The organism is Kaistella palustris DSM 21579 (assembly GCF_000422265.1).
Taxonomy (GTDB): Bacteria; Bacteroidota; Bacteroidia; order Flavobacteriales; family Weeksellaceae; genus Kaistella; species Kaistella palustris.
In genome coordinates this window covers 1-13,050 of record NZ_AULL01000018.1, presented here as the reverse complement: position 1 = coordinate 13,050, position 13,050 = coordinate 1, and the positions used below count along the sequence as shown (strand labels likewise).

Here is a 13,050-nt window from a genome sequence, read left to right as displayed (position 1 = left end):
ATTTTAACTAATTTAGCATTACCAATTAAATTTAAACACGATGAAAAAATCAGTAATTGCAATTATTGCAGTTGTAGCTATGAGCAGTTGCAACAGTCACAGCGCGCTGTTGGGTTCACCCGCTCCATCACCGCCGCCGCCCGCTCCAAATAGGGAAATAATGATGTCTCCAACGCCGACAGGTACGGAAGCCGGCCGTGGCGTTCTTATGCGAAACGGAAGTCTATACACTGTTTCCGATGGAAATATGACGCCATTAAAAGAAGATATCACCTTCGAAAATGGCGATAAATTAAAGGCTGACGGGAGAATTATTCACCGTGATGGCACCGTTACCAAGATGACTGAGGGAATGATGATCAATAATAATGGCGATATAAGTAAGAATGGCGCCTCCGGTAATTCCAGATAAGCGGATTAAAAGTATAATTTCTGCATTTCCCTATATTTAAAACAGGCAGTATTACCATTGCCTGTTTTACCGTGTTCTTTTCTAAAGCTGAACTTACTGAATGCGTTGGTGTGAACATCACTAATGTTTCGCGCGTCTTTTCAAGATACCGCCCGCCGCTTCGCGGATGGTGTTTGCGAAAACAAAAGCTATGGGATCAATACTGTAAACCACATTTTTAAGTTTGCGCAGTTCCAGACGTGTAATCACGGTATAGATAATATCGCAGTCTACACTTACATCGAATTTCCCGGGCAGAAAGCCGCGCTCACCTTTATAGACGGTGATGCCGCGCCCCAGCGTGTTCACAAGGCTGTATTTGATTTCCTCGCTTTTTGCTGAAATAATGGTCACGCCGGTGTACGCCTGGATTCCTTCCACCACATAATCGATCGCGCGGGTGGCCGAAAAATACGTAAGCACGGAATAAAGCGAAGTTTCGACTCCAAATTTAAAAGCCGCCACGCTGAAAATCAAAATATTCAGTCCCAGGATAATTTCTGTTATGGTAAATGAGGTTTTTTTCAGTGTATACAGCGCTAAGACTTCGATGCCGTCAAGCGCCGCACCGGCACGCATCACCAAACCGACGCCAATACCCAGAAAAGCACCGCCGAAAACGGCCACGATCAGCTTATCATGCGTGATATTAAATGTAGGGAGCAACCATAATGAAAGTCCAAGAAAAATAACGCTGAACAACATCTTTACCGCAAAGTTTCTGCTCACCGTGAAAAAACTCAACATAACCAAAGGCAGATTGAGAAGTAAAATAGTCACGGCTAAATTGGCGTGGTAAATCTCATGGATCAGCAGCGATAAGCCGGTCACGCCACCATCAAAAAAATGATTGGGCACCAGGAAAGATTTTAATGCAAAAGCTGCGACAATAATTCCAAAGAAAGCGGAAAGAAAATCGTGCAGATGTCCGGCAAATTTCAGACGCTTGGAAGCCGCAGGTTTGTTTCTTTCCAGAAGCTGCTTGTTTCGGTTTTTGAGTTCGTCCCTTTCCTGCTGCACACTGCGCCGGAAATAGCGGTGCTCACGCAGAAACTCGATTTGGCGCTGATGCCAGAGCTCGTCGGTTTTAATGATGCCCATAGCTTTAAATTCGGAGAAAAGCAGCGCCGAGAAAGCCGCGTAATCACCTGAGCCCAAATAATAAAGATCGGCATCGCAAAGGATCTCACTAAGCTGATCTGTGGGAGATTGTGGCAGTTTTGTCGCCATGATCATTGTGCAGATCCGCTCAATTTCCGCGTGAGAATAACCGAAACGTGGCAAATGTTTCTTTGCAAAGGTGCAGCTTTCGGCTTCATGATTCAGTGGATTTTCAATAAAACCAACGTCGTGCAGCAGGGCGGCGGTTTTTAAAAGGATCCGCTCCTGTTCGGAGATTTCTTCTGCATCAGCGATCTGCATCGCGTTTTCGATGACCGACAGCGTGTGCTGTAAGTCGTGGTATGTAAAGTGCGCAGGAATATTTTTTTCGATAGTGGTGCACACAAAGGGATAAAGCAAATCGTAATTCATAACACCATTTTAGCTGAGCACTTCAAATACAGTCATCTGTCCTGCCTTATTCTTTAGTGAGACCGGTCCTATCCGGCGGCAAATAAATGAATCTTTCACCTGTTCAAAAGCGGCTTCAGAAATCAGGATCTGGCCAACTCCGGCAACACTCTGAAAACGCTGCGCAGTATTGACTGTATCACCGATAACTGTAAAATCGAGCCTTTTCAATTTCGCCGAACCGATATTTCCTGAAATCATTTCGCCGCAGTTGATACCTATAGAAACTGACGGTAAAAAGTCTTTTTGCGAAGGCAGTTTACTGAAATGGTTGCGGATAAAAATACTTGCCTCGATCGCGCGGTCCAGATGAAAATCGCCGGTAAACACAGCCATCACGCAGTCGCCGATAAATTTATCGATGGTCCCGTTCTGGGCAATAATTTCCTGAGCCATTACGTCAAAATAATCATTGAGGAGTTTTACCACAGTATCCGGCATTTCGCTTTCGCTGATGGCGGTAAAGCCGCAGATATCGATGAAGATCACTGTCGCTTCTATGGTTTCATTGGCTGTAAGTGATGATTCGTACTCGCGCGTTTCCATAAAACTCAGTACATTTTTATCGACATACATTTTCAGAATATTATTTTCTTTAATGGCTTTCAAAGTCGTTTTCAACTGCATGACCTGTCGGATGGTTTTCTCAATAGTGCGGTCAAGGTCATCGAAATCCACAGGTTTCGTAACGAAATCGAAAGCCCCCGAATTCATAGCGGTCCTGATATTTTCCATATCGCCATAAGCAGAAACCATGACCGTTCTGATGAGCGGATACAGCTCACCCGTTTTCGAGAGCAGCGTAAGTCCATCCATGACCGGCATGTTGATATCGCACAGCAGCAGATCAATGTCGGGTGTTGCCTGAATTTTTTCAAGCGCAGCTTTGCCGTTTTCCGCAAAAAGAAAGTCGTAAGACTGTGTTCGGATTTTCTGGCGGAATTTCTGACGGATCAGGATTTCCAGATCGGGCTCATCATCAACTACTAAAATTTTGGTCATGGTAAATATTTTTTCAGTTTGTGTTTTAAAGCTTCGAAATCGAGCGGTTTGGTCAGGAAATCATCTGCGCCCAAGAGACGGGCCTGTTCATGATTTTTTTCGTCGCCATACGCAGTGACCATCATCACCACAGGTACAGCCCGACTGTGATTCTCTTTAATGTTTTTCAGCAGTTCCAAACCGCTCATTCCCGGCATGTTGATATCCGACAATATCAAAACTGCTTCCTGACCGTGTGAATTGATGTACTGTAAAGCCTCTTCACCGGAAAAGGCGAACTCCAGGTCCACTTCATGATTTTTAATTTCCCGGCGGAAACGCTGTTCAAATAGACTTTGTAAATCCGATTCATCATCTACTACTAAAATTCTCATGGATCATTTATTTTTTTGAATCAATAATAATGGTGAAAGTTGTACCCTCGTTCTCTTTAGATTTAACTTTCAGTTCACCGTGATGGCCTTTGGTAATAATTTCAAAACTCATGGAGAGTCCTAAACCTGTTCCTTTGCCTGAAGGTTTGGTTGTAAAAAACGGCTGGAAGATCTTTTCCTGTAACTCCGGCGAAATGCCGTTTCCATTATCGGAAACCGCGATAAATATTTTACCGTCCCGCGTCGCAGAGGAAACAGAAACCGTAGGTTCGTACGTATTGTCTGCGGTCTTCGCTTTTTCGTCAACTGCATAAAAAGCATTGGTCAGCAAATTTAAAATGACACGCCCAAAATCCTGCGGAATAATCAAAACCTTGCCAATGCCGGGATCAAAATCCGTAAGAATTGTAGCATTAAAACCTTTATTTTTCGCACGCAGACCATGGTAACTCAGGCGCAGATATTCGTCGCAAAGGGCGTTTATATCTGTACTTTCGAAGATACCTTTTGAACTCCGTGAGTGCTGCAGCATTGCTTTTACAATCGCATCGGCACGTTTGCCATGGTTGTTGATCTTTGCAAGATTATCCTTTACATCCGCCGCAATTTTTTTGGCTTCACTAAGTTCACCGTTCTCCAACTCCTCATTCATTTCATCAATTAATTCCGCACTCACTTCGGAAAAATTATTTACAAAGTTGAGCGGATTCTGTATTTCATGGGCAATACCGGCCGTAAGTTCTCCCAGACTCGCCATTTTCTCCGCCTGAACGAGCTGCCGCTGGGTTTGTTTTAAAGTGGATATTGTATCTTTTAATTCGGTGTAGGATTCGGCATTGTCTAAAGCGATTGCCGTGTAAATGGCAATATTCCGTAGCATAAATAACTGATATTCGGAATACTGTTGATCACTGAAACTCTGTACGGTGATCACGCCTAATTTCCTGTCTTTCAGCGTAAGTGGCAGAAAAATAACCGATTGAGCCTGTTCTTCTTCTCCAACTGCACCTAATTCCTGCCGGTAATCTTTATATTTATGGTCCAGATCATTTAAAATTATTTCCCGGTTTTCCCTGAAGCACACTGCGCCAAACCGTTTTTGGTCATGAATAGAGTTTGAGTAAAAAGGTAAGGGTTTACCGTTTCTATAGGTTGAAGGAAACTCGATGCTCTGCTTTTCAGGATTATAAATACCGATCCCAAAAATGCGCGCGTCCATCAGCAGGTTTACATTTTTATATACTGTACCGATCACTGTTTCTATGGAAAGCGACGAGGTTATATTACGGCCGATCTCATTCAGCAATTCCACATTGTCCTTCTGGTCCGAGAGTGCTTTTGCTTTTTCCTTGATCTCATTCCGCTGCCCTTCCAGCCGGCTGTTCGCTTTCTGTTTCTGCCGGTTGTTATGAAAAAGGAGGACAGCTACTACACCTAAAAGGACAAGAAGTCCCGCTGCACCCAGCAGCAAATTTTGCTGAAGTCTTTTTTCTACACTGAGCACTTTGATCTGCGCCTGCTTTTTTGCGACATTATAGGTAAACTGTTCAACCGCAGTCCTGTTACGGACTTCAGCATTCGAAATAAGGTCACGGTTTTTTACATAAAGCTGGTAATTTTGATAAGCTTTTTCGTAGTCTTTTTTTGCAGCAAAGGCTTCTGACAACGCGAGCAGATTGTCACGAACGTTTCCTGCACCGCCCGACAGTTCGGCCGAAGACAAGCCTAACTTTGCATATTTAACAGCCGAGTCGGTGTCATGATTTTTTAAATAGGCCCGCGAAAGTATGCTGTAAATCCACTCTTCGCCTCCTACGTCATTGATTTCCTTTGCACCTTTCAAAGCACTGAAAGCGTATTGGAAGGCATGAGGCAAATCATTCATGCTGGTATAAACATCCGCGAGATTACTTTCATTAAGGGAACTGTTGATATTCAAGATCTTACCCACACGCAATCCTTTGTTATACGCCCCGATCGCCTGCTGATAATTTCCTGAAATCCGATGATGCTCCCCGATAAAATTCTGTAAAAGATATTCAATACCGAGATCCTTAAAGTGTGAATTGGCTTCTTCAGCTTTATTAAGGTAAAAAATCGCGTTTTTCCGGTCTCCAATTTCACTATAAATGTTTCCTAAACTCGCCCAACAGGTGATCAGGCTTTTTGGATCATTGGCTTTCTCGGCAAGATGCAGCGCCCGGAAATTATAATCTATACCTTTCCCGAAATTGCTGAAGGCGGTAACGTAGGTATTGGCTAACATATAATTGGCCCGCGACTGTAAGATCAGGTCATTTGATTTTGAGGCCAGTTTCTCCGCAACTAAAAGAAACTTCAGTTTCTGCTGAAGATCCTCGCTGACCATTCCCCGCACCATAAATAAGGTAGCAGAAAACCTGTCGGAGTTCAAAGCAGTGGCAATCTTATCAGCCTGTCTTATCAGTTGCGCATACTCCTGCAATGATCCATCTCTCCCTTTAACCAGCGCCAATGAGGTAATTGCAAACGCTTTGCCGGGCAAATCGCCGATTTTATTTGAGATCTTAATTGCCTCATTCGCAAATTTGGCCCTTTCTTCCGGTGCTAACGCAAGATTAAACGCGAGCTTGTTCAAGATTTCGACACGGTTCACATCCTGCCGGGTATGTCGGTTTAATTGGCTGCGCAATTGATCGATTTCCAGACTTTGTGCCCAGAATAATGGTGTAATGAGAGCAAACACAAAATATAAAAGGTTTTTCATCGGCTTCTGGTTCTGGGTTGAAAGCAGAAAAAAATCCCGCAGGATTGGCGCAAATTTTATGACGCTAAGTTTTCTGGATAAATGATTTACACAAAGTCTTTAAACTTACGGACGAAATCTATAGGACATAAATTATAAAAAACAAGTTACTTTTATGTTAATTTGCAAATGTAAAGCGCATTTAAATAAAAAACATTCTATAAAAGTACGATAAAAATGTTTTTGATTCATCAACGATTGGCTTATTAATTAACTTTTTTAACAACGCTCAATAAATGAACGATAAAAGATTGTTAAGTTTCACGGCTGTTTACACCACATCTTGGTTCGCGCTTTAAACCTTCGGTGTATTTTAATTTTTAGCGTTTTATTGCTGGATTTTTCTCCGACACTACCGATCAACTTCTGTGTTATAATACTTTCCGCTTTAACCTCGGAACTCAATTTTCAAATTAGGTAAGTTGGCGCACCATCGCTCATTCTGGCTGTTTTACAAGGCTGTTCGGTTGTAGATGGAAAACGGGCCTTTTTTATGATTTCTCAGTCCAGGCTCTTAGCTTCTGGAGGTTGGCTCTAGGCTCCTGGTTCTTTCATCTGGGCACTTAGCTCCGGCGATTTCCGGGCATAAAAAAAACCTCTATCAAATAAATGAGGAGTTTAAATCTGCCCGTGGCGGAAACAAACTTATGGGACAAACCTTTTTGCAGCTATCACACAAGCCGATACTAGTGCGTAAAAGGTGGTTTTTGTTTTAGGGTTTCGAGTCTAGGATGTTGGCTCTTTGCTTTTTGCTCTTGGCTCTTGGCTCGTAGCCAAGGCTCTTTCGTTTGAGCACTTAACTCCGGCAATTTCCGGGCATAAAAAAAGCTCATCAAAATAAATTGATGAGCTTTAAAAAAAACTGGCGGCGACCTACTCTTCTCCGCCGCGGCGGATTAACTTCTGTGTTCGCGCTTATTTTGTACTGATTTTCGGGCATAAAAAAAGCTCATCAAAATAGATTGATGAGCTTTAAAAAAAACTGGCGGCGACCTACTCTTCTCCGCCGCGGCGGACAGTACCATTGTCCGCCGCGGCGTATTAACTTCTGTGTTCGCGCTTATTTTGTACTGAGTTCCGGGCATAAAAAAAAGCCCATCAAAATAAATTGATGAGCTTTAAAAAAAACTGGCGGCGACCTACTCTTCCGCTTTCGCAGTACCATCGGCGCTAGAGGGCTTAACTTCTGTGTTCGGAATGGGAACAGGTGAGCCCCTCTGCTAAAACCACCCTAAAGTTGGTTTTGTACAAAAGGATGTACAGTATATGTTATTAAAAAAGACTTTAAGATGATAGACGGATAGATAATAGACTTAAAGTCTGTGATCTTTTGTCTTTAAATCTCTTGTCTGATTTAAAAAATTGATAAAAACGTTCACAAAGAGGTAACCTTGATGCACTTTCGGTTTGTGCCGGTATTAGGCAATAAATCTACGGGTAATTAGTACTACTCGGCTATGACATTACTGCCTTTACACCTGTAGCCTATCAACGTTGTCATCTCCAACGACCCTTAAAAGATGTCTCATCTTGAGGCAGGTTTCGCACTTATATGCTTTCAGTGCTTATCCTTTCCAAACGTAGCTACTCAGCGGTGCTCCTGGCGGAACAACTGATACACCAGAGGTTTGTTCAAATCGGTCCTCTCGTACTAGATTCAAGCCCTCTCAAACATCTAACGCCCGCAATAGATAGAGACCGAACTGTCTCACGACGTTCTGAACCCAGCTCGCGTGCCACTTTAATGGGCGAACAGCCCAACCCTTGGGACCTTCTCCAGCCCCAGGATGTGACGAGCCGACATCGAGGTGCCGAACCTCCCCGTCGATGTGAGCTCTTGGGGGAGACTAGCCTGTTATCCCCGGAGTACCTTTTATCCTATGAGCGATGGCCCTTCCATACGGAACCACCGGATCACTATGTCCTGCTTTCGCACCTGATCGACTTGTAGGTCTCACAGTCAAGCACCCTTATGCCATTACACTCTACGCACGGTTACCAAGCGTGCTGAGGGTACCTTTGAAAGCCTCCGTTACTCTTTTGGAGGCGACCACCCCAGTCAAACTACCCACCACGCAGTGTCCTCGATTGCTCGAGTTAGGCTCCAAATAAACAAAGGGTGGTATTTCAACGTTGACTCCACCGACACTAGCGTGCCAGCTTCAAAGTCTCCCACCTATCCTACACATTGTTTATTCAAAGTCAATACGAAGTTATAGTAAAGGTTCACAGGGTCTTTTCGTCCCATTGCGGGTAATCGGCATCTTCACCGATACTACAATTTCACAGAGCTCATGGTTGAGACAGTGCCCAGATCGTTACACCATTCGTGCAGGTCGGAACTTACCCGACAAGGAATTTCGCTACCTTAGGACCGTTATAGTTACGGCCGCCGTTTACTGGGGCTTCAGTTAATTGCTTCGCATTGCTGCTAACAACCTTCCTTAACCTTCCAGCACCGGGCAGGTGTCAGACCCTATACATTATCTTTCGATTTAGCAGAGTCCTGTGTTTTTGATAAACAGTCGCCTGGGCCTCTTTACTGAGGCCAGCATTGCTGCTGGCGTCCCTTCTTCCGAAGTTACGAGACTATTTTGCCTAGTTCCTTAACCATGATTCACTCTAGCACCTTAGGATTCTCTCCTCGACTACCTGTGTCGGTTTTGGTACGGGTTGCTTCACTTCGGCTTTTCTTGGAAGCACTTTCCCTACAACAACTTCGCCCGAAGGCTAGGTCTTGACTATTCCGTCAGTCTTCAGTAAGTACGGCACTCCGTCCCCTTTTTAGTGTGAGCAAGTATGGGAATATTAACCCATTGTCCATCCACTTCCCCTTTCGGGTTCGCGTTAGGTCCCGACTAACCCTCAGCTGATTAGCATGGCTGAGGAAACCTTAGTCTTTCGGTGAGCGGGTTTCTCGCCCGCTTTATCGTTACTTATGCCTACATTTTCTTTTCTGTCCGCTCCACCAGAACTCACGTTCCAGCTTCGGCGCAAACAGAATGCTCCCCTACCAGATATAACTCAAAAGTTATAAATCCATAGCTTCGGTACTATACTTATGCCCGATTATTATCCATGCCGAACCGCTCGACTAGTGAGCTGTTACGCACTCTTTAAATGAATGGCTGCTTCCAAGCCAACATCCTAGCTGTCAATGCAGTTCAACCGCGTTATTTCAACTTAGTATAGATTTGGGGACCTTAGCTGTTGGTCCGGGTTCTTTCCCTCTCGGACATGGACCTTAGCACCCATGCCCTCACTGCTGCAGAACATTTATTAGCATTCGGAGTTTGTCAGGAATTGGTAGGCGATGAAACCCCCGCATCCAATCAGTAGCTCTACCTCTAATAAACTATATTGCAACGCTGCACCTAAATGCATTTCGGGGAGTACGAGCTATCTCCCAGTTTGATTGGCCTTTCACCCCTACCCACAAGTCATCCGAAGACTTTTCAACGTCAACCGGTTCGGTCCTCCACTTTGTGTTACCAAAGCTTCAACCTGCCCATGGGTAGATCACAAGGTTTCGCGTCTAATCCTACTAACTATAGCGCCCTATTCAGACTCGCTTTCGCTGCGCCTCCGTACCTGAAGTACTTAAGCTCGCTAGTAAAATTAACTCGTAGGCTCATTATGCAAAAGGCACGCCGTCATCCGCCAAAGGCGGACTCCGACCGCTTGTAGGCGTACGGTTTCAGGTTCTCTTTCACCCTTCTATTCGAAGTGCTTTTCACCTTTCCTTCACAGTACTTGTTCACTATCGGTCTTTCAGGAGTATTTAGCCTTGGAGGATGGTCCCCCCATATTCAGACAGGATTTCACGTGTCCCGCCCTACTCATTTATCATCTATGTATGCCTTTCAAGTACGGGGCTATCACCCTCTATGGCTGTTCTTTCCAGAACATTCTTCTAAACATATAAAGACTTTTGGGCTAATCCGCTTTCGCTCGCCGCTACTTACGGAATCTCTTCGATTTCTTTTCCTCCGGGTACTTAGATGTTTCAGTTCTCCGGGTTTGCTCTCCATATAAATACAGAGTGACTGGTCTTCAACCAGCCGGGTTGCCCCATTCGGACATCTGCGGATCAATTCGTGTGTGCCGATCCCCGCAGCTTTTCGCAGCTTACCGCGTCCTTCTTCGCCTCTGAAAGCCTAGGCATCCGCCATACGCCCTTAACGATTTCTTTCCTAATATTTTTATTAAGTCAGTTTGTTCAGCACAACCGTGCTGAACTAGTTTTATTATTAACTCGGCACTCGAAAGTGCTCGGTTATCTCTTTGTGATGTTCTTATCGTTAATGTCAATGATCAATGTTCTTACTACTCCTTTAATAAACAGAAATTGTTTTTGGCTCTTTCCGTCACTTTTAAATTAAAGTCGTATTAATGTGAATAATCCAGGTCTCGCTCCTGCTTCAGTAACTGCCGTCTGCCGTTACTGCGCCTCGGTGGCTTTATTCTTAATCTGTAAATATAAATATCGTCTGTTCTGGCTTCTTTTCTGAAGCATTTCGCTACATTGCTGTAACTGTTTTCACTATATTGCTATAGTTTGTGGAGAATAAGGGAATCGAACCCTTGACCTTCCCGATGGTTCGGGACGCTCTAACCCCTACTGGTTAAAATCCTATATTTTTAAATATCTTCTGTTCTTGTTACATCTCTGTAACCTGGTGGAGAATAAGGGAGTCGAACCCTTGACCTCCTGCGTGCAAGGCAGGCGCTCTAGCCAGCTGAGCTAATTCCCCGCTAGTTTAGACTTAGAGATTGTTAGATTTGAGACATGAGACTTATTAATGGTCTATTATCTCTTATCTTTTTGTCTCCTGTCTAGTTTATTAGTAGTCTCGGGCAGGCTCGAACTGCCGACCTCTACATTATCAGTGTAGCGCTCTAACCAGCTGAGCTACGAGACTGTCTTTTTAGACTATTAGATTCAAGATGCTAGATACAAGACTTTTCCTGTCTTGATTCTTGCCTCCTGGCTCTTGTATCTCTTCCCTGTACTAATTTCTAGTGGGTGTATTTTATTATAGCAACCTTGAAGTAAAGAAAGACTTAAGCTAACTTTTAAGTAAGCACTTGATACGCCGTGGCGTATCGTTTTGTTTGTTTATACTCCTCTTAACAGAAGAGTCTCAAAAATGAGATGTTCCAGCCGCACCTTCCGGTACGGCTACCTTGTTACGACTTAGCCCTAGTTACTTGTTTTACCCTAGGCAGCTCCTTTTACGGTCACCGACTTCAGGTACCCCAAACTTCCATGGCTTGACGGGCGGTGTGTACAAGGCCCGGGAACGTATTCACCGCGCCATGGCTGATGCGCGATTACTAGCGATTCCAGCTTCATAGAGTCGAGTTGCAGACTCCAATCCGAACTGAGACCGGCTTTCGAGATTCGCATCCACTCGCGTGGTAGCTGCCCTCTGTACCGGCCATTGTATTACGTGTGTGGCCCAAGACGTAAGGGCCGTGATGATTTGACGTCATCCCCACCTTCCTCTCTACTTGCGTAGGCAGTCTCACTAGAGTCCTCAACTGAATGTTAGCAACTAGTGACAGGGGTTGCGCTCGTTGCAGGACTTAACCTAACACCTCACGGCACGAGCTGACGACAACCATGCAGCACCTTGAAAAATGTCCGAAGAAGGGTCTATTTCTAAACCTGTCATTTCCCATTTAAGTCTTGGTAAGGTTCCTCGCGTATCATCGAATTAAACCACATAATCCACCGCTTGTGCGGGCCCCCGTCAATTCCTTTGAGTTTCATTCTTGCGAACGTACTCCCCAGGTGGCTAACTTATCACTTTCGCTTGGTCTCTGAAGCTTGCGCTCCAAAAACGAGTTAGCATCGTTTACAGCGTGGACTACCAGGGTATCTAATCCTGTTCGCTACCCACGCTTTCGTCCCTCAGCGTCAGTTAAATCATGGTAACCTGCCTTCGCAATTGGTGTTCTAAGTAATATCTATGCATTTCACCGCTACACTACTTATTCCAGCTACCTCTAATTTACTCAAGACCAACAGTATCAATGGCAGTTTCATAGTTAAGCTATGAGATTTCACCACTGACTTATTGGTCCGCCTACGGACCCTTTAAACCCAATAAATCCGGATAACGCTTGCACCCTCCGTATTACCGCGGCTGCTGGCACGGAGTTAGCCGGTGCTTATTCGTACAGTACCTTCAGCCAGATACACGTATCTGGGTTTATCCCTGTACAAAAGAAGTTTACAATCCATAGGACCGTCATCCTTCACGCGGGATGGCTGGATCAGGCTCTCACCCATTGTCCAATATTCCTCACTGCTGCCTCCCGTAGGAGTCTGGTCCGTGTCTCAGTACCAGTGTGGGGGATCTCCCTCTCAGGACCCCTAAAGATCATCGACTTGGTGAGCCGTTACCTCACCAACTATCTAATCTTGCGCGTGCCCATCTCTATCCACCGGAGTTTTCAATATCTAATGATGCCATCAAATATATTATGGAGTATTAATCTTCCTTTCGAAAGGCTATTCCCCTGATAAAGGTAGGTTGCACACGTGTTACGCACCCGTACGCCGCTCTCTGAGTAGCAAGCTACTCATACCGCTCGGCTTGCATGTGTTAGGCCTCCCGCTAGCGTTCATCCTGAGCCAGGATCAAACTCTCCATTGTATGTTTGTCTGGCTCACTTAAAAGTTATTGACGCTTATGTCTTTCCTTACTTTTTTGGTTGTTATATGTATGTCAATGATCTCTATTCTTCTCGCTGTTCCCGGAAACTCTTTCTGTCGTTGGTTCCGAATTGCGAGTGCAAAAGTATAAACTATTTTTTAATTGACCAAATGTTTTGAGAAAAAAATTAAAACTTTTTTT

The 13,050-nt window shown here is 44.5% G+C and carries 5 protein-coding genes, 2 tRNA genes and 3 rRNA genes; 1 reads left to right on the top strand and 9 read right to left on the bottom strand.

What is annotated here, in order from left to right:
* Positions 1 to 40 precede the first annotated feature (40 nt).
* Positions 41 to 412: a DUF6799 domain-containing protein gene (locus H562_RS0108395; protein WP_027377098.1), complete on the top strand. Its 372-nt coding sequence runs from the start codon at positions 41 to 43 to the stop codon at positions 410 to 412.
* A gap of 120 nt (positions 413 to 532) precedes the next feature.
* Here the strand turns inward: H562_RS0108395 and H562_RS15570 are convergent, their stop codons facing one another.
* The 9 genes from H562_RS15570 to H562_RS0108330 form a co-directional block, all read right to left on the bottom strand.
* Entirely contained in the window at positions 533 to 1,984 is a 1,452-nt protein-coding gene (locus H562_RS15570) for a YitT family protein (protein ID WP_084466352.1), read from the bottom strand.
* Between the two features lie 9 nt (positions 1,985 to 1,993).
* Positions 1,994 to 3,025, bottom strand: coding sequence for a response regulator (locus H562_RS0108385; RefSeq protein ID WP_027377096.1), 1,032 nt, complete (start codon positions 3,023 to 3,025; stop codon positions 1,994 to 1,996).
* Positions 3,022 to 3,399, bottom strand: coding sequence for a response regulator (locus tag H562_RS0108380; RefSeq protein WP_027377095.1), 378 nt, complete (start codon positions 3,397 to 3,399; stop codon positions 3,022 to 3,024). Before H562_RS0108380 ends, H562_RS0108385 begins: the two co-directional genes overlap by 4 nt.
* Positions 3,400 to 3,406: 7 nt before the next feature.
* Positions 3,407 to 6,145 carry an ATP-binding protein gene (locus H562_RS15740; protein WP_051190452.1) on the bottom strand — a complete coding sequence of 913 codons (2,739 nt, stop codon included), beginning with the start codon at positions 6,143 to 6,145 and terminating at the stop codon, positions 3,407 to 3,409.
* A gap of 1,165 nt (positions 6,146 to 7,310) precedes the next feature.
* A 5S ribosomal RNA gene (gene rrf, locus H562_RS0108350) occupies positions 7,311 to 7,418 on the bottom strand.
* Positions 7,419 to 7,605: 187 nt separating this feature from the next.
* Positions 7,606 to 10,376 (bottom strand): 23S ribosomal RNA (locus H562_RS0108345).
* A gap of 485 nt (positions 10,377 to 10,861) precedes the next feature.
* A tRNA-Ala gene (locus tag H562_RS0108340) sits at positions 10,862 to 10,938 on the bottom strand.
* A gap of 94 nt (positions 10,939 to 11,032) precedes the next feature.
* Positions 11,033 to 11,106, bottom strand: a tRNA-Ile gene (locus H562_RS0108335).
* Positions 11,107 to 11,332: 226 nt separating this feature from the next.
* Positions 11,333 to 12,849: ribosomal RNA gene (locus H562_RS0108330) — 16S ribosomal RNA — on the bottom strand.
* Together the 16S, 23S and 5S rRNA genes with 2 tRNA genes alongside form the textbook arrangement of a ribosomal RNA operon.
* Between the last annotated feature and the right edge of the window lie 201 nt (positions 12,850 to 13,050).

Excerpts from the sequence above, each read along its gene's own strand:
- H562_RS0108395 (WP_027377098.1), top strand. The coding sequence starts at position 41 with ATGAAAAAATCAGTAATTGCAATTATTGCAGTTGTAGCTATGAGCAGT.
- H562_RS15570 (WP_084466352.1), bottom strand. The coding sequence starts at position 1,984 with ATGAATTACGATTTGCTTTATCCCTTTGTGTGCACCACTATCGAAAAA.
- H562_RS0108385 (WP_027377096.1), bottom strand. The coding sequence starts at position 3,025 with ATGACCAAAATTTTAGTAGTTGATGATGAGCCCGATCTGGAAATCCTG.
- H562_RS0108380 (WP_027377095.1), bottom strand. The coding sequence starts at position 3,399 with ATGAGAATTTTAGTAGTAGATGATGAATCGGATTTACAAAGTCTATTT.
- H562_RS15740 (WP_051190452.1), bottom strand. The coding sequence starts at position 6,145 with ATGAAAAACCTTTTATATTTTGTGTTTGCTCTCATTACACCATTATTC.